This window comes from Pseudomonas sp. GL-B-19, from assembly GCF_019956415.1.
Lineage (GTDB): Bacteria > Pseudomonadota > Gammaproteobacteria > Pseudomonadales > Pseudomonadaceae > Aquipseudomonas.
Genome location: NZ_JAHBDK010000064.1, coordinates 106,304 through 123,999, shown reverse-complemented (window position 1 = coordinate 123,999; position 17,696 = coordinate 106,304). Strand labels below are relative to the sequence as shown.

Sequence of the window (17,696 nt, the reverse complement as noted above, 5' to 3'; positions counted from 1 at the left end):
CTCAGGATTAACTGCCATTGAATACTGCGTCGCCAAAACTGCATGGAACACCCCCAAAGAATAAGAGGCTGAAACACTGCAACAGCCGTGCCGATTGTATACAACACATATCGACAATTTATTCTTTGGTTGTGCGCAAAGCCGATCAGGCCTGATTGATCGTCTTGGAGATCACTTCAACCGTGGCGCTGACTTGCTCTTGGTAACGGTCGAGTTCCTGCTTGTGCTGCTTTTGCATTTCGATCTGCTGCGAGCACAGATTCATCGCGGCCAGTACCAACAGGCGGTCACCGATCAATGTCGGGTACTTTCTTTTGGTGTCGGCCAAAGCAGCCTTCAACATCATCGCGGCGTCCAGCAGGGTTTGCTCTTCCCCGGCCGGCGCCTTGATCGAATAGTCCTCCCCCAGGATCGAGACGACTTTTACCCCTGCGGCGCCTTGATTCATGCGCTGACCGGACCAGCGCTGACGCGCTCAACCAGGGCCTGAATGCGTGCGGCAGTGGCGCCTTGTTTCTCTTCCTGTTCCATCAGGCTCAGTTGCAGGCTTTCGTTTTCATCCTTGGCCTGAGCCAGTTCTGCACTCAGGGTCTGGTTGCTGCCGAGCAGTGCCTGGTTCTGTTGCACCAAGTCATTTACCAGCTGTTCCAATTGGCTAAGGGATGCTTCCAACATTTTGATTTTCCGAGCATTTTCAAAGGGCGCGTACGATAAAGAAAAGTCACCACGCACGCCAGGGTTATTCCGGGCCAAGGCCTTGGCTTTCCTGGCAGGCAACCTTTCTCGCGAGCAGTAAAGACTGTGATTGGCGGATGGGGTTCCTGCACTTCGTCGCTGGGAGCCCTTGTGCGACAAAAACGCGCAGGGACTCAAGACTCACTCAAACGTCAGCGTGACGCGCCGAACGGGTGCGCAGCAGTCGTCAAATTGTGATTCGCGGTATGTCAGGAAGATCCGGCATGCCGGAATCACGACTGCTGCGTCCGAACGCGGCCCGAGCCGAACGCAGGCTGCGCCAGCTGCTACAGGGGCAGGTCGCGTCTACTGCTGCGATACCACCAAAACCTTTTTGACAGCATCACATTTCAACAGGTTAGAATCGCTGGCACGCAGACTGCATGGTCAGTTTGTGCCCGCCTTTCAGTTTTTTGGAGTAACGCCTTTGAATGCAATCACCATCAACAGCCTGTTTCTGATCGGCGCGTTGCTGGTAGGTGCGAGCATTCTGGTGAGCTCACTTTCGTCACGCCTCGGCATCCCGATTCTGGTGATTATCCTGGCCGTGGGCATGGCCGCCGGTGTCGACGGTGCCGGCATTATTTTCGATAACTACCCCACGGCTTATTTGGTCGGCAACCTCGCGTTGGCGGTAATCCTGCTCGACGGTGGTTTGCGTACCCGGGTCGCGAGTTTCCGCGTTGCACTCTGGCCTGCACTGTCGCTGGCCACGGTCGGGGTGTTAATAACGACCGCATTGACTGGCATGGTGGCCGCCTGGCTGTTTAACCTGAGCATCATTCAGGGCTTGTTGATCGGCGCGATTGTCGGCTCTACCGACGCCGCAGCGGTGTTCTCGCTGCTGGGTGGCAAAGGCCTGAACGAACGGGTCACCGCCAGCCTCGAAATCGAATCCGGCAGCAACGACCCGATGGCGGTGTTCCTCACCGTGACCCTGATCGACATGCTCGCCAGCGGGGAAACCGGCCTGCACTGGAGCCTGCTCGTGCACTTCATGCGGGAGTTCGGAATCGGTGCCGTCGTCGGTCTCGCAGGTGGCTGGGTCATGCTGCAACTGGTCAATCGCATCAATCTGGCCAACGGCCTCTACCCGATTCTGGTGATTGCCGGCGGCCTGGTGGTGTTTGCCCTGACCAACGCCCTGCACGGCAGCGGCTTCCTCGCGGTGTATCTGTGTGGCCTGGTCATCGGCAACCACCCGGTGCGCAGTCGGCACGGCATTTTGCACATGCTCGACGGCATGGCCTGGCTGGCGCAGATCGGGATGTTCCTGGTGCTGGGCCTACTGGTCACACCGCATGACCTGCTGCCGATTGCCCTGCCCGCGCTGGGTCTGGCGTTGTGGATGATTCTGTTTGCGCGGCCGTTGTCCGTGGTGGTCGGTTTACTGCCGTTCAAGGCGTTCCATGGCCGCGAAAAAGCGTTCATTTCCTGGGTCGGCTTGCGCGGCGCGGTCCCGATCATTTTGGCGGTGTTCCCGCTGATGGCCGGCCTGCCCAACGCTCAGCTCTATTTCAACCTCGCGTTCTTTATTGTGCTGGTGTCGCTGCTGGTGCAGGGCACGAGCCTGCCGTGGGTGGCCAAACTGCTGAAAGTGACGGTGCCACCTGACCCCGCGCCGATCTCGCGTTCCGCCCTGGAAGTGCATGTCACCAGCGAGTGGGAGATGTTCGTTTATCGCCTCGGCGCCGAGAAATGGTGCATCGGCTCACCCCTTCGCGAACTGAAAATGCCCGAAGGCACGCGCATCGCCGCGCTGTTTCGTCGCCAGCAATTGCTCCATCCGTCGGGTAGTACTGTGCTCGAAGTCGATGATTTGCTGTGTGTTATTGGCCATGAACACAACCTGCCGGCCCTCGGAAAACTCTTCAGCCGGGCACCGCAACGGGGTCTGGATCTGCGCTTCTTCGGCGACTTCGTGCTCGAAGGAGACGCCCAGCTGGGCGCGGTTGCGGCGCTGTACGGGTTGAAAGTCGAAGGCATCGATCCGGACATGTCGCTCGGCCACTTCATCGCCCAGAAAGTCGGGGGTGCGCCCGTTGTCGGTGACCAGGTGGAGTGGAACAACACCATTTGGACCGTCGCGGTCATGGAGGGGAACAAGATCGGCAAAGTGGGCGTCAGATTCCCCGAAGGAAGTCGCCCCGGTCCGGGCTTGTTCCTCTAAACTCCATTCTTCGTCTCGTTTTCGATCGGTCTCTATGTCAACCCTGCGCACCTTTTTCATCATGGCCCTGTTGGGCCTGAGCCTCTCCATCGGCACGCTACAAGCGGCCGAACCGCCGTCCAGCGAAGCCGTGCAGACGAGTCTGGACAAGATCGCCGACCGCAAACTGCCGGAAGCCGATCAGAAAGCTCTGCAAGCCATTCTGCAAAACACGCTAACCCAGCTCAACTACCAGCGTGACTACGAGCGAAAACTGGCCGATGTCAAACAACAACTGGCCGCCGCGCCAAAGCAAGTCATCGAGAATCAGCGTGAACTGGCGCGCCTGAAGGCCAGCAAAGTGCAGCCGGTGACACAACGCTATGCCAACCTGTCGATCCCGCAACTCGAGCAAATGCTCACCGAGCGCTCGACCCAGCAAAGCGATCTGCAAAGGGCCCTGACCGACGCCAACACCCTGGTGATTACCGCCCAGACTCGCCCGGAGCGCGCCCAGGCCGAAATTTCGGCCAGCCAGACGCGCATTCAACAAATCAACAACGTCCTCAAGGCCGGCAAAGATGCCGGCAAAACCTTGAGCGGCGAACAGCGCGATTTGCTCAATGCCGAACTCACCGCCCTGAACGCACTGATTCCGCTGCGTCGCCAGGAATTGGCCGGCAACAATCAGTTGCAGGATCTGGGCAACAGCCAGCACGATTTGCTGTCGGAAAAATCCGATCGCCTGGATCAGGAAATCCAGGAACTGCAAACCCTGATCAATCAGAAACGCCTGGCCCAGTCCCAGGAAACGGTGACCCAGCAGTCCATCGAGGCGCAGAAATCCGGCGGAAGCAGCCTGTTGGCCACGGAAAGCGCAGCCAACCTGAAGCTCTCCGACTACTTGCTCAAAAGCACGGACCGCCTCAACGAAGTCACCCAGCAAAACCTGCAAACCAAGCAGCAACTGGACAACGTCACACAAAGCGATTCGGCGCTGGACGAGCAGATCAACGTGCTCAAGGGCAGCCTGCTGCTCTCCAAGATTCTCTACAAACAGAAACAGTCCCTGCCGCGTTTAAGGCTCGACCGCAACCTGGCGGACCAGATCGCCGACATTCGCCTCTATCAGTTCGAAGTCAGCCAGCAACGCGAATTGCTGAGCAACCCGGCCTCTTACGTTGACAACCTGCTGTCCACCCAACCGCCGGAGCAAGTCACCCCGCAACTGCGCAAGAGCCTGCTGGAACTAGCCACGACCCGCGCCGACCTGCTGGACCGACTGAACCGCGAATTGAGCGCCGTGCTCAACGAATCCATCACCCTGCAACTCAATCAGAAACAATTGCTGAGCACCGCGCAAAGCCTGCGCGCGACTCTCGACGAACAAATGTTCTGGATTCCCAGCAACAAGCCGCTGGACATGGAATGGATACGCGCGGTACCGGAACGCTTGCAGCGCCAGATCACTACCTTGCCGTGGTTCTCCAGCCTGAGTGAATTGAGCGATGGCCTGATTCAACGGCCGCTGTTGTTTCTGCCGCTGGTACTGCTGATCGGCGCCCTGCTATGGCGACGCAAAAGCCTGTATGCCCGACTGAACAAGGTTCACAAGGACATCGGCCACTTCAAGCGCGATAGCCAGTGGCACACGCCGCAGGCCATTCTGGTCAATATTTTACTGGCGATGCCTGTCGCGTTGGGCCTGGCCTTGTGCGGCCTCGCCTTGCAGATCGACGCCCGCGGGCAGAACGCCAACATGGGCGCTGCACTGCTGCAAATGGCGATGGCGTGGCTGGTGTTTTACACCGCTTACCGGATTCTCGCGCCGGGCGGCGTGGCCGAACTGCATTTCCGCTGGGAAAAACCTCAGGTCGAATTCCTTCAGGGCTGGATCCGTCGACTCGGCCTGGTGGTGATGGCGCTGGTGGCGGTGGTGGCTGTCGCCGAGCTGCAACCGGCGACCCTGGCCGATGATGTGCTCGGCATGCCGGTGGTGTTGACCTGCTACGCTTTGATGGCGTGGCTGCTCAGCCGTTTGCTGATGCGCAGCCCGACGCACGAGAACGCTTCGCTATTCCGCAAAATCGTGGGGATCCTGTTTACCGCCCTGCCGATCGCGTTGTTCGTGGCCGTGTGCTTCGGCTATTACTACACCGCGCTCAAGCTCAGTGACCGACTGATCAACACCCTTTACCTGCTGATGTTCTGGCTGGTGATCGAAGCCACTTTTGTCCGCGGGCTCAGCGTTGCAGCCCGCCGCCTGGCGTACCATCGAGCCCTGACCAAACGTCTGGCTGCGAAAGAGGCCGGTGACGGCGAAGCCGTGATCGAAGAACCGACACTGGACATCGAGAAGGTCAACGAACAATCCCTGCGCTTGATCCGTCTGGCGCTGCTCGGCGCTTTCATGGGCGCACTGTACTGGGCCTGGTCCGATCTGATTTCGGTGTTCTCGTACCTGGACAACATCACCCTCTACGAATACACCAGCGGCACGGGCGCAGCCATGAGCATGGTACCGATCAGCATCGGCGACATGCTGGGCGCGCTGATCATCATCGGCATCACCTTCGCCCTCGCCCGCAACTTGCCGGGTCTGTTGGAAGTGTTCGTGTTGTCCAAGCTCAATCTGGCGCAAGGCAGCGCCTACGCCACGACCACGCTGCTGTCTTACGTGATTGCCGGGGTCGGTTTCGTCACAACCTTATCCACGCTCGGCGTGAGCTGGGACAAATTACAATGGCTGGTGGCAGCGCTCTCGGTCGGTCTGGGTTTCGGGATGCAGGAAATTTTTGCAAACTTCATCTCCGGCATCATGATTCTGTTCGAACGTCCGGTGCGGATCGGCGACACCATTACCATCGGCAACCTGTCGGGCACGGTCAGCAAAATCCGCATCCGCGCAACGACCATCACCGACTTCGACCGCAAGGACATCATTGTCCCGAACAAGACGTTCATTACCGGGCAACTGATCAACTGGTCCCTGACCGACACCATCACCCGGGTAACGCTCAAGCTTGGCGTCGACTACGGATCGGACCTGGACCTGGTAAAAGAGCTGCTGCTCAAGGCCGCCCGGGATAACCCGCGCGTGCTCAAGGACCCGGAACCGCACGTGTACTTCCTGAATTTCGGCGAAAGTACCCTCGACCACGAATTGCGCATGCATGTGCGCGACCTTGGCGACCGGAACCCGGTGCTCGATGAGGTCAACCGCTTCATCAACCGCGAGTTCAAGAAGCAGCACATCAATATCTCGTTCCGGCAGATGGAGGTCTACCTCAAGAACCTTCATGGCCAGGAATACAAATTGGTGCCGATCGAGCCGGAAAGCAAAACCATCGTGCCGATGGCCGATGGTAAACCGCTGCAAGAACCGCCAGCCGCCAAGCTCGACTAACGGCCCTATCCCTAGCAGAATGCTCGGACATTCTGCTGGAGATGGCCGTTGAAAGCCCTCGACGAACTGACCTTCGATAATCGTTTTGCCCGCCTGGGCGATACGTTTTCCGCCCATGTGCTGCCTGAGCCCATCGATAACCCGCGCCTGGTGGTGGCCAGCCCTGCGGCCATGAAGCTGCTGGACCTGGACCCGGACGTGGCCGAAACCCCGGAGTTCGCCGAGCTGTTCAGCGGCCACAAGCTCTGGGCCGACGCAGTGCCACGGGCGATGGTCTATTCCGGGCATCAGTTCGGTTCCTACAACCCACAGCTGGGCGACGGTCGCGGCTTGTTGCTGGGCGAGGTCTACAACGAAGCCGGTGAACACTGGGACTTGCACCTCAAGGGTGCCGGCCAAACGCCTTTTTCGCGTATGGGCGATGGCCGCGCGGTCTTGCGCTCCTCGATCCGCGAATTTCTCGCCTCTGAGGCGCTGCACGCGTTGAACATCCCGACCACCCGCGCACTGTGCGTGATCGGCTCCGACACGCCGGTCTGGCGCGAGAAGCAAGAACGCGCGGCAATGCTCCTGCGCCTGGCACCCAGCCATGTGCGCTTCGGGCATTTCGAATATTTCTACTACACCAAACGCCCCGAGAAGCAGAAAGAGCTCGGCGAACATGTGCTGGCCATGCATTTTCCCGAATGCCTGGAACAACCGGAACCGTATCTGGCGATGTTCCGTGAAATCGTTGAGCGCAACGCCGAGCTGATTGCCAAGTGGCAGGCTTATGGCTTCTGCCACGGGGTAATGAACTCCGACAACATGTCGATCCTCGGCATCACCTTCGACTTCGGCCCGTTCGCCTTCCTCGATGACTTCGACGCCCACTTCATCTGCAACCACTCCGACGATCAGGGCCGGTACTCCTTCAGCAACCAGGTACCGATCGGCCAGTGGAACCTCAGCGCCCTCGCCCAGGCCCTGACGCCATTCATCAGCGTCGAAGCCCTGCGCGAAGCCCTCGGGCTGTACTTGCCGCTGTACCAGGCCCATTACCTGGACCTGATGCGCCGTCGCTTCGGTTTCACCACCGCCGAAGACGATGACCAGAAACTGCTGGAACAGCTGCTGCAACTGATGCAGAACAGTGGCGTCGACTACAGCCTGTTCTTCCGCCGACTTGGGGATGAATCACCTGAACAGGCCGTCGCCCGATTGCGCGATGACTTCGTCGACATCAAAGGCTTCGATGCCTGGGGCGAGCTTTACGTCGCCCGGGTGGCTCGCGAGGGCGTGGTTGATCAGGAACAGCGCCGAACACGGATGCACGCGGTCAACCCGTTGTACATCCTGCGTAATTACCTGGCACAAAAGGCTATCGATGCGGCTGAGAGCGGCGACTATTCAGAGGTTCGTCGGCTGCACGCGGTGTTGAGTAATCCGTTTGAGCAACAGCCGGGGATGGAGAGTTATGCCGAGCGGCCGCCGGAGTGGGGCAAGCATTTGGAGATTAGTTGTTCTTCCTGAAACTCGACACTCAGGTTTCCGACTTGATAAACGCACTCCCGGCTCCAGATCAGCTTCATAAATTTTCCACTTATTCAGAGCACGACCATGTCTGACCCACTCCTCATCCCTTGCCCCCACTGCAACGGCCTCAACCGCATTCCCGCTGAACGCCTCAACGACCATCCAAAATGTGGTCGCTGCAAGGCCGAGGTCTTGCTGAGCAAACCGTTCGAATTGAAGCAAGGCGATTACGCCAGCCAGATCAAAGGCGATTTGCCATTGCTGGTGGACGTGTGGGCGGATTGGTGTGGGCCGTGCAAGTCGTTTGCGCCGGTGTTCGAGCAGGCGGCCGGTCAGTTGGCGGGCAAGTGCCGGCTGGCGAAACTGGACAGTGAGGCGAACCCGCAGTTGTCGGCGCAGTTGGGGATTCGCTCGATACCGAGTTTGATTCTGTTCAAAAACGGCCGGGAAGTGGCGCGCCAGAGCGGGGCTTTCCCGTTACCGCAGTTGATGAGCTGGTTGCGTAGCCAGGGGATTTAAAAGCCACCACCATTCAAATGTGGGAGCGAGCCTGCTCGCGAAAGCGGAGTGTCAGTCGATATCAAAGTTGACTGTTACATCGCCTTCGCGAGCAGGCTCGCTCCCACAGGGGTTCGGCGGTATGCGCAAGAATCAGGCACTTTCCAGCAGTTTGTGCAGCTCGACGAATTGCTGGGTCAGCTTGTGCCGTGGGTCGAGGTGGATCAGTGGCGTGTTGGCCTGGTGGGATTCGCGCATGCGCACTGAACTGGCCAGATACACCGGCAATACCGGCAAACCTTCGGCAATCAATTCGTCGAGGATCTGCTGGGGCAGGCTCGCGCGGGCCTGGAACTGATTGACCACGATACCTTCGACCTCCAGGCCTTCGTTGTGGTCTTCCTTGAGTTCTTCGATTTCCGCCAGCAAGCCGTAGAGCGCCTGACGCGAAAAGCTGTCGCAGTCGAAGGGGATCAGCACACGATCCGCGGCAATCAACGCTGATACTGCATAGAAGTTCAGCGCGGGCGGTGTATCCAGGTAGATCCGGTCGTAATCTTCCCCCAGCTCCTCAAGCAACTTACGCAGCTTGTTGATCTTGTGTTTGGCCTCCAGCTTGGGCTGCAAGTCGGCCAACTCGGCGGTGGCGGTGACCACGTGCAGGTTGTCGAAGGGCGTTTCGTAGATGTCGACCTGGTTTTTCTTCGAAAACGGTCCGGAGGACAGGGTTTGCTTGAAGAAATCGGCGATGCCCATCGGAATGTCACTGCCGGTGAGGCCTGTCAGGTATTGAGTGGAGTTGGCCTGGGCATCGAGATCCACCAATAGGGTGCGATAGCCCTCACTGGCGCTGACCGCCGCCAGATTGCAGGCAATACTGGATTTGCCCACGCCACCTTTTTGATTAAACACCACGCGCCGCATGTCAAAACCTCTCCGTGTATCAAAGAATGACCGAGTGTAGTGTTCCAGAGCATCGCTTAGCTACCTCGGCGGAACAGGACTACACAGTCAGCTCCAATCTCCTTATGAAAAAACAGTAATAACTTCCATTGACCCGGGCAAAGGCCGACAGCCATGAGCTTCACACTGTGGATAATGGCTAATCGATACTTTTTTTTGCCGAACCGGACGGTACATTTCATTGCGCAAAATGTAACCAGCATTTGCTACGCACCCGTAGCACCGGGATAATGCGCGCCACTCGGCGCTACGCGTCACGTAAGGTCTGTCGCTGTCTGTGCGACTCACCGCGTCAAAGAAGCCCCGCTGGGGCGGGATGTATGTCTGTGATCAACTTCAACATCGCCCAATGGCGCGCGTGGGCTCCCGGGCTCGAAAGCGTGGACGATTGGCAGGCATGGAGCCGGCAGCCGGTCGTGCTTGCGAGCAGCGATGCCGCCCCCGATGTGTCGTTCCTGCCCGCCATGCAGCGCCGACGACTCAGCCGTTTGGCGCGAATGGCATTTAGTGTTGGCTGGCCCTTGGCCGATGGCCGCCTTGACCTACCGTTGGTCTTTATTTCCCGCCATGGCGAAACCCCGCGCACGTTCGAAATCCTCAGCGATCTCGCAGCCGACCAACCGTTGTCGCCGACTCACTTCAGCCTGTCCGTGCACAACGCCGTCATTGGCCTTTGGTCGATCATGCGTGGCGAAACCAGCGAAATGACGGCCCTCGCCGCAGCCGGCGACGGGCTTGAACACGGCATGCTAGAGGCCGCGGCGATGCTCGACGAAGGCGCACCTGCCGTCCTGCTGATTGTCACCGAAGAACAGCCGCCCAGCGCCTACGAGACCTGGATCGACGATGTGCCGTTTCCCTATGCCGTCGCTCTGTTGCTGACCCCCGGTACCGACTGGCAGCTGTCCCTGAACAGTACGACGCAAAGGTTGTCCAACGCCCACTGGCCCCATGCCCTGAATCTGTTGCGTACCCTGCTCGGCCAGCAAACCACCTGCCAACATGCCTGGAAGAATCGTGTATGGACCTGGCATCGCACCCGGTAACCGAAAAAAACCGCGACGCCTATTACTGGCGTCTGCTGGCCACTGCAGCAAGCTTCACCCTCTTCGGGTTGGGTGGCCTGTGCCTGCGGCTGGTGGTTTTCCCGTTGCTCAATTGGCTGCCCGGTGATGCCCAGACCCACCGTCTGCGCGCGCGACAAACCGTCAGCCGCTGCTTCTGGCTTTTTGTCCGGTTCATGGCCCGCACGGGCGTTCTGACCTACGACATCCAGGGCGCGGAAAAGCTTGGTCGCCCCGGGCAAATGATTCTCGCCAATCACCCGTCGCTGATCGATGTCGTGTTTCTGATTGGCCTGGTACGACACGCCAACTGCGTCGTCAAACAAAGCCTCTGGGAAAACCCCTTTACTCGCGCCCCGCTACGCCGCACCGAATACATCAGCAACGACGGCAGCATGGACATGCTCGACGCGGCTGCCGACGCGTTGAAAAGCGGTCAGACCTTGATCATCTTTCCTGAAGGCACGCGCACCCAGCCTGGCGAGGCGCCGGCCTTTCATCGGGGGGGCGCGGCAATCGCCCTGCGAGGTGCGAAAATCCTGACCCCGGTGATCATCAAGGTCAGCCCGACGACATTGACCAAGGCCGAGCCCTGGTATCGGATCCCGAAACGCCGCGTGCACTTCAGCTTCCGCGTCGGGGCCGATATAGACCCACAGACTTTCGCCGCGAGTGGCCCACCCCCACAGGCTTCTCGCAAGCTCAACGATTATTTGCATACTTACTTTATTAAGGAGCTCGCCGAAGATGAGCGATCTGCACACGAATAGCCTGGTGCTGGAAATCAAAGAACTGATCATCGATGCCCTCGGCCTCGAAGACATCAGTGCCGACGACATCGACAACAATCAAGCGCTGTTCGGCGAAGGCCTGGGTCTGGACTCGGTGGATGCTCTGGAACTCGGTCTGGCGATTCAGAAAAAATACGGCATCAAAATCGATGCCGACGCCAAAGACACCCGCAATCACTTCACTAACGTGGCGAGCCTTGCGGCGTTCGTCACTGCAAAACAGGCAGCTTGAGACCGGACCATGCAAACTCGTGACGACATTTTCAACACCCTGCGTGATGCTTTGGTCGAACTCTTCGAGCTGGACCCGGCACGTGTGAGCCTCGAATCGAACCTGTATCAGGATCTGGAAATCGACAGTATCGATGCCGTCGACCTGATCGATCACATCAAGCGCCAGACCGGCAAGAAAATCGCCGCCGAAGAATTCAAATCGGTGCGTACTGTCAGCGACGTGGTCGAGGCGGTCTATCGCCTGGTTCAACCCGCCGCATGAGCCGACTGATCGGCCTTGGCCTGCTGCTCGCGGGCCTGTTGTACCCCTTCGCGGTGTATTTCGGCATGGAACATTTTGCTCCATGGCAATTCGGCCTGCTGTTGGGCAGCCTGTGGCTGGCTCGGGCGTTGTTCGGCACTCGCCGTCCCGGCAGCCTGTGGATGGCGACCATCGCGATAGTTTTTTGCCTGTTGCTGGCGCTGTTCGACAGTCCGCTGTTGCTACGCTGGTACCCGGTGCTGATCAGCGCGTTCATGCTCGGGCTATTTGGCCTGAGCCTCAAATTCGGCCCGCCGATGGTCGAACGCCTGGCGCGCCTGCGTGAACCGCACCTGCCAGCCAGGGCCATTATTTACACGCGCCAGGTGACGATTGTCTGGTGTGTGTTTTTCATCTTTAACGGCTTGCTCGCCGCCGCCCTGACCCTTTGGGCGCCGCTGAGCTGGTGGATGTTGTACACCGGCCTGATTTCCTACGGATTGATGGGCCTGCTGTTTGCCATTGAATGGCTGATACGACAACGGGTACGAGGCCACTCATGAATTGGATAAAGCTTGAGCAGTTGTTGCTCAAGGCTCAGCCGGAGCGTGCCGTAACGGCCGAACCGGCGTTGAATCATGCACAACTGTGCGATCAGGCCCTGCGCTTGGCGGCCGGCCTGCAAGCCCAAGGTGTGCAGCGCATCGCCGTGCACCTTGAAGACGCCGCCGACCTGGCGATTGCCCTGCTCGGTGCCTGGCGTGCCGGCGTCAGCGTGCTGCTGCCTGCCGATCTGCAACCGCAGACTCGCCAGCGCTGGTCCGCTGAAGCCGATCTGTGGCTGACCGATCTGGCCGATGACGCGCACCTGAGCGATTACCGCCATCCGCCTCTCGCGGGTGCCGCACTGGATTTAGACACCTGCCAGCTGAGCCTTTGCACCTCCGGCTCCAGTGGCGAACCCAAGCGTATCGACAAAACCCTGCGCCAACTGGCCAATGAAGTTCAGGCGCTGGAACAGCTCTGGGGCGCGGACCTGGGCAAGGCGTGCATCATCGGCAGCGTCGCCACCCAACACATCTATGGCCTGTTGTTTCGGGTGCTGTGGCCCTTGTGCGCCGGGCGCCAGTTCGCACGCAAGCAACTGGCGTTCCCCGAGGACTTGCAGCGCGCCAGTCGTGAACACCCGGCCTTCGCCTGGGTCGCCAGCCCGGCGCTGCTCAAACGCATGGGTGACAACCTCGACTGGCCGGCCTTGAGCGCCGTACGACGGGTGTTTTCCTCCGGCGGTGCGTTACCTGCCGAGGCTGCGCAGAGCCTGCACCAACGCCTGCATCAATGGCCGACAGAAATTTTCGGCAGCTCGGAAACCGGCGGCATCGCCTGGCGTCAGGGTAGCGATCTCTGGCAGCCGTTTGCTGGCGTCGAGTTGAGCCAGGACAGCGACGGCGCGCTGCTGATCAAATCTGCGTACTTGCCAGCCGGCCACCTCGAACACACAGCCGACGCCGCACGAATCACCGCCAACGGCCGCTTCGAACTGCTGGGACGACTGGACCGGATTGTCAAACTGGAAGAGAAACGCATCTCGCTGCCCATGCTGGAAAAAGCGCTGATGGACCATGACTGGGTCGCGGAAGCGCGCCTCGGCGTGGTCCAGGAAAACCGCGCGTCGCTAGGTGCGCTGCTGGTGCTGAGCGAATCGGGTCTGCATTCCTTGCGCAATCAGGGTCGACGCACGCTAACGCAAGCACTGCGTCAGCACTTGAGCCAGCATTGCGAAGCCCTCGCCCTGCCACGGCGCTGGCGATTGTTGCGGCAATTGCCACTTAACGCTCAGGGCAAACTGCCTCAGGCCGATGTCGAGGCCTTGCTGCTGGCGCCTCGCGTCAAAGCGCCCGAAGTGCTCGAACAGGTCGAAGTCGAGGGCGAGTGGAGCCTGCAACTGGCAGTCCCGCCGGACCTCGCTTATTTCAGCGGCCACTTCCCGCAAACGCCGGTACTGCCCGGCGTGGTGCAGGTGGAGTGGGCGTTGAATCTCGGCCAGCAATTGATGGACCTGCCGGCCAAATTCGCCGGCATGGAAGTGCTGAAGTTCCAGCAACTGGTGCGCCCGGGCGACGAAATCCAGCTGCACCTGCGCTTTGACCCGGAACGCAGCAAATTGTATTTCGCTTATCGCAATGAGACTACTACCTGCTCCAGTGGGCGGATTCTGTTGGAGGCTGCGGGTAATGCATAGCTTTGGTGAGTGCTGCGCACTCAATCGCGAGCAGGCTCGCTCCCACAGGGGGTTCAAAAATCCAATGTGGGAGCGAGCCTGCTCGCGAAGGGATCAACTCGGTAGATCGGGTATTACCCACTATGCATAACCCCTGCGCCATCATCCCGGTCTACAACCACGAAACTGCCATCACCACGGTGGTCGACGCGCTGATCGCCAGTGGCCTGCCGTGCATTCTGGTGGACGATGCCAGCGATCCAGCCTGCGCCAGAGTCCTCGATCAACTCGCCCAGCGCGAAAGAGTCAACTTGGTCCGCCTTGCCACCAACCAGGGCAAGGGCGGCGCCGTGATGACCGGCCTGCGCGAAGCTTCACGCCTGGGTTTCAGCCACGCGTTGCAAGTGGACGCCGACGGTCAGCATGACCTGCAAGACGTACCGCTGTTCATTGAACAATCACGCATCCACCCGGACGCGATTATCTGTGGTTACCCGCAATATGACGCCAGCGTGCCCAAAGGTCGTTTGTACGCCCGCTACCTGACGCACGTGATGGTGTGGATCAACACGCTGTCCTTGCAGATTCGCGACTCCATGTGCGGCTTTCGCGTCTATCCATTGCCACCCACCCTGGCGCTGGTCGACTCGGCGAAAATCGGCAAGCGCATGGACTTCGACTCGGACATCCTCGTGCGCCTGGCCTGGCGCAATCAGACGATGCAGTGGTTGCCGACCCGGGTTCATTACCCGCTGGACGGCGTCTCGCACTTTCGCCTGTTTCACGACAATGTGCTGATTTCCAGCATGCACACGCGGCTGTTTTTCGGCATGTTGCTGCGGGCTCCGGTGATCCTCTGGCGACGGTGGCGAGCATGAGCAGTGACGTAGACAAGAAGCACTGGGCTGACCGCCAGGAGCGAGGCAGTTTCTGGCTGATGAAGCTCACCGCGTTCGGCGCCAAAGTCCTGGGGCGGCGGCTATTGAGTCCGATTTTGTACGGCATCGTCCTGTACTTTTTCCTGTTCGGGCGCAGCGCTCGCCACAGCGCCTGGCAATACCAGCAACATCTCGCCGACTGGAGCGCTCGCCCTGAGTTGCGCCCTACCCATTGGCGCGTGTTCGGCCAGTTCATGGCGTTCGCCGACTCCATGCTCGACAAGCTCGACGTGTGGAACGGCAAGCTGAGCATCGACCAGATTGAAATCATCGACCCGGCACTGCTGCGCAATCAACTGCGTGGCAGCCGCGGACAGATGCTGGTGGGCGCACATTTGGGCAATCTCGAGGTCTGCCGCGCACTGGCGGAAATCGGTGAAAAAGTCACGATGAACGTGCTGGTCCACACCAAACACGCCGAGCAGTTCAACCGTTTGCTCGGCGAGGCCGGCGCGACCAACCTGCGGCTGATCCAGGTCAGCGAGCTGGACCCGGTGATCATGCTTCAATTGCATGAGCGTCTGGAACGCGGCGAATGGCTGGCGATTGCCGGCGACCGCGTGCCGCTGCACGGCGGACGCAGCGTGACCGTGGATTTTCTCGGCCATCGCGCTGCGTTCCCTCAGGGGCCGTGGTTGCTGGCCGGTTTGTTGAAATGCCCGATCAATCTGTTGATGTGCCTGAAGAAACCGTCGGGTGATTATCGCGTGAGCCTCGAACCGTTTGCCGAGGCCGTGGTGTGGAAACGCAGCGACCGTGAACAGGTCATTCATCAGTGGGCGTCCCGCTACGCCGAGCGACTGGGTCACTATTGCCTCGAAGTGCCCCAACAATGGTTCAACTTTTACCCTTTCTGGAAGACCGATGACGACGCCAACGCATGAGCCGGTAACCTTCGGCGAACTCCCTTTGCGCATCGAAGACGTACTGGCCCTGGCCAACCGTCAGGTGCCGACGCAGTTGCAGGGCGATCCCGCGTACCGCGAGCGTATCGCCAAGGGCGCGCGATTCCTCGACTCCCTGCTGGACAAGGAAGGCGTGATCTATGGCGTGACCACCGGTTATGGCGATTCTTGCGTGGTCGCGGTGCCGCTGCATCACGTCGAGGCGCTGCCCCGACATCTGTATACCTTTCACGGTTGCGGGTTGGGCAAACTGCTCGATGAGCAGGCCACTCGCGCGGTGCTCGCGGCGCGCTTGCAGTCGCTGTGTCATGGCGTGTCCGGGGTGCGCGTGGAGCTGCTGGAACGCCTGCAAGCCTTTCTCGAACATGACATCCTGCCGCTGATCCCGGAAGAAGGCTCGGTCGGTGCCAGCGGAGATCTGACGCCGCTGTCCTACGTTGCGGCGACCCTGTCCGGCGAGCGCGAAGTGATGTTCCGTGGCGAGCGCCGACACGCGGCCGACGTCCACCGTGAACTCGGATGGCAGCCGTTGGTGCTACGCCCGAAAGAAGCGCTGGCCTTGATGAACGGCACCGCCGTGATGACCGGCCTTGCCTGCCTGGCCTTCGCCCGCGCTGATTATCTGCTGCAACTGGCCACGCGCATCACCGCGCTGAACGTGGTGGCTTTGCAGGGCAATCCTGAACACTTCGACGAGCGCCTGTTCGCCGCCAAACCGCACCCGGGGCAGATGCAAGTCGCCGCGTGGCTGCGCAAGGATCTGGCGATCGACGCGCCGACCGCGCCACTGCACCGCCTGCAGGACCGCTACTCCCTGCGCTGCGCGCCCCACGTCCTCGGTGTATTGGCCGACAGCCTGAATTGGCTGCGCTCGTTCATCGAAATTGAACTCAACAGCGCCAACGACAATCCGATCATCGACGCCGAAGCTGAACGCGTGCTGCACGGCGGGCATTTCTATGGCGGCCACATCGCGTTCGCCATGGACAGCCTGAAGAACCTGGTAGCCAACGTCGCCGACCTGCTAGACCGTCAACTCGCATTGCTGGTGGACGAGCGTTACAACCATGGCTTGCCGAGCAATTTGTCCGGCGCCAGCGCTGACCGGGCAATGCTCAACCACGGCTTTAAAGCCGTGCAAATCGGCACCAGCGCCTGGACCGCCGAAGCACTGAAAAACACTATGCCGGCCAGCGTGTTCTCGCGTTCCACCGAGTGCCACAACCAGGACAAAGTGAGCATGGGCACCATCGCCGCTCGCGATGCGATTCGCGTGCTGGAGCTGACCGAGCAGGTCGCCGCCGCGACCCTGCTCGCCGCCAACCAAGGCGTGTGGCTGCGCGGTAAGGCCGAAGACGCTCGCCCATTGCCGCCGGCCCTGGCCGACATGCACGAACAGCTGGCCAAGGACTTCCCGCCGGTCATCGAAGATCGTGCCCTGGAAGGCGAATTGCGCCTGTGCCTGAAACGAATAGCCGAGCAACACTGGAGGCTGCATGCGTAGCAAGGGAGTGCTTCATACCGATACGGAAATCCTCGTGCCGTTCTTTGACGTCGACACCATGCACGTGGTCTGGCACGGCCATTACGTCAAATATCTGGAAGTTGCCCGTTGCGCACTGCTGGACAAGATCGGCCACAACTACACGGCGATGGCCGAGTCGGGTTACGCCTGGCCGGTGATCGACTTGCAACTGCGGTACGTGCGCGGCGCGATGTTCGGCCAAAAATTGAACGTGCGCGCCAATCTGGTGGAGTGGGAGAACCGGTTGAAGATCAACTACCTGATCAGTGACATGGAAACCGGCGAACGCCTGACACGTGCCAGCTCGGTGCAGGTCGCCGTCGACATGGCCAGCCGCGAAATGCAGTTGGCGTCACCAAAGGTCTTTACTGACGCCGTCGAAAGGACGCTCGCATGAACCTGCTCACAACCCTCTGTAGCAGCTGGCGCAGCCTGCGTTCGACTGAGCAGCAGTCGCCCCGCGTTTCCCCAGACGTACCGCATGTTCAGGTTTTACGACGGCTCCGCCTCC

17 protein-coding genes are annotated in these 17,696 nt (G+C 59.9%); 14 read left to right on the top strand and 3 right to left on the bottom strand.

Annotation, left to right across the window (positions count from 1 at the left end):
- Window positions 1-145: 145 nt before the first annotated feature.
- Window positions 146-448 (bottom strand): cell division protein ZapA, encoded by a 303-nt coding sequence (locus KGB06_RS23580; protein WP_150778964.1) that lies wholly within the window; start codon window positions 446-448, stop codon window positions 146-148.
- Window positions 445-675, bottom strand: coding sequence for a hypothetical protein (locus KGB06_RS23575; protein ID WP_007947124.1), 231 nt, complete (start codon window positions 673-675; stop codon window positions 445-447). Before KGB06_RS23575 ends, KGB06_RS23580 begins: the two co-directional genes overlap by 4 nt.
- A gap of 487 nt (window positions 676-1,162) precedes the next feature.
- Here KGB06_RS23575 and KGB06_RS23570 point away from each other — a divergent pair, with 487 nt between their 5' ends.
- The 4 genes from KGB06_RS23570 (at window position 1,163) to trxC (ending at window position 8,324) form a co-directional block, all read left to right on the top strand.
- The gene (locus tag KGB06_RS23570; protein WP_223520023.1) at window positions 1,163-2,905 is read left to right on the top strand and encodes a potassium/proton antiporter; all 1,743 of its coding nucleotides are present in this window, start codon (window positions 1,163-1,165) and stop codon (window positions 2,903-2,905) included.
- A gap of 34 nt (window positions 2,906-2,939) precedes the next feature.
- Window positions 2,940-6,290 carry a mechanosensitive channel MscK gene (gene mscK, locus KGB06_RS23565; protein ID WP_223520021.1) on the top strand — a complete coding sequence of 1,117 codons (3,351 nt, stop codon included), beginning with the start codon at window positions 2,940-2,942 and terminating at the stop codon, window positions 6,288-6,290.
- Between the two features lie 48 nt (window positions 6,291-6,338).
- Window positions 6,339-7,802, top strand: a complete 1,464-nt coding sequence (gene selO, locus KGB06_RS23560; protein ID WP_223520019.1) for a protein adenylyltransferase SelO — start codon at window positions 6,339-6,341, stop codon at window positions 7,800-7,802.
- 87 nt (window positions 7,803-7,889) lie between these two features.
- Window positions 7,890-8,324 (top strand): thioredoxin TrxC, encoded by a 435-nt coding sequence (gene trxC, locus KGB06_RS23555; protein ID WP_223520017.1) that lies wholly within the window; start codon window positions 7,890-7,892, stop codon window positions 8,322-8,324.
- Window positions 8,325-8,456: 132 nt separating this feature from the next.
- On the opposite strand, the gene KGB06_RS23550 is transcribed toward trxC, so the two are convergent.
- Window positions 8,457-9,227, bottom strand: coding sequence for a ParA family protein (locus KGB06_RS23550; RefSeq protein ID WP_223520015.1), 771 nt, complete (start codon window positions 9,225-9,227; stop codon window positions 8,457-8,459).
- 359 nt (window positions 9,228-9,586) lie between these two features.
- Between KGB06_RS23550 and KGB06_RS23545 the strand changes: the two genes are divergently transcribed.
- The 10 genes from KGB06_RS23545 to KGB06_RS23500 all read left to right on the top strand — a co-directional run bounded on the left by KGB06_RS23545 (window position 9,587) and on the right by KGB06_RS23500 (window position 17,582).
- Window positions 9,587-10,312 (top strand): beta-ketoacyl synthase chain length factor, encoded by a 726-nt coding sequence (locus tag KGB06_RS23545; RefSeq protein WP_223520013.1) that lies wholly within the window; start codon window positions 9,587-9,589, stop codon window positions 10,310-10,312.
- Window positions 10,288-11,100, top strand: coding sequence for a lysophospholipid acyltransferase family protein (locus KGB06_RS23540; RefSeq protein ID WP_223520012.1), 813 nt, complete (start codon window positions 10,288-10,290; stop codon window positions 11,098-11,100). The genes KGB06_RS23545 and KGB06_RS23540 overlap by 25 nt, the downstream gene beginning before the upstream one ends.
- Window positions 11,078-11,353: a phosphopantetheine-binding protein gene (locus tag KGB06_RS23535; protein ID WP_223520010.1), complete on the top strand. Its 276-nt coding sequence runs from the start codon at window positions 11,078-11,080 to the stop codon at window positions 11,351-11,353. Before KGB06_RS23540 ends, KGB06_RS23535 begins: the two co-directional genes overlap by 23 nt.
- Window positions 11,354-11,362: 9 nt before the next feature.
- Window positions 11,363-11,617 carry an acyl carrier protein gene (locus KGB06_RS23530; protein WP_007947135.1) on the top strand — a complete coding sequence of 85 codons (255 nt, stop codon included), beginning with the start codon at window positions 11,363-11,365 and terminating at the stop codon, window positions 11,615-11,617.
- Window positions 11,614-12,159, top strand: coding sequence for a hypothetical protein (locus KGB06_RS23525; protein ID WP_223520008.1), 546 nt, complete (start codon window positions 11,614-11,616; stop codon window positions 12,157-12,159). Before KGB06_RS23530 ends, KGB06_RS23525 begins: the two co-directional genes overlap by 4 nt.
- The gene (locus tag KGB06_RS23520) at window positions 12,156-13,838 is read left to right on the top strand and encodes an acyl-CoA synthetase family protein (RefSeq protein ID WP_223520006.1); all 1,683 of its coding nucleotides are present in this window, start codon (window positions 12,156-12,158) and stop codon (window positions 13,836-13,838) included. The genes KGB06_RS23525 and KGB06_RS23520 overlap by 4 nt, the downstream gene beginning before the upstream one ends.
- 122 nt (window positions 13,839-13,960) lie before the next feature.
- Window positions 13,961-14,695, top strand: coding sequence for a glycosyltransferase family 2 protein (locus KGB06_RS23515; RefSeq protein ID WP_223520004.1), 735 nt, complete (start codon window positions 13,961-13,963; stop codon window positions 14,693-14,695).
- Window positions 14,692-15,639: a glycosyl transferase gene (locus KGB06_RS23510; RefSeq protein ID WP_223520002.1), complete on the top strand. Its 948-nt coding sequence runs from the start codon at window positions 14,692-14,694 to the stop codon at window positions 15,637-15,639. The genes KGB06_RS23515 and KGB06_RS23510 overlap by 4 nt, the downstream gene beginning before the upstream one ends.
- On the top strand, window positions 15,620-17,164 hold the full coding sequence (gene hutH, locus KGB06_RS23505; RefSeq protein ID WP_223520000.1) for a histidine ammonia-lyase: 1,545 nt from the start codon (window positions 15,620-15,622) through the stop codon (window positions 17,162-17,164). The genes KGB06_RS23510 and hutH overlap by 20 nt, the downstream gene beginning before the upstream one ends.
- Window positions 17,157-17,582: an acyl-CoA thioesterase gene (locus KGB06_RS23500; RefSeq protein WP_223519998.1), complete on the top strand. Its 426-nt coding sequence runs from the start codon at window positions 17,157-17,159 to the stop codon at window positions 17,580-17,582. The genes hutH and KGB06_RS23500 overlap by 8 nt, the downstream gene beginning before the upstream one ends.
- Window positions 17,583-17,696 lie beyond the last annotated feature (114 nt).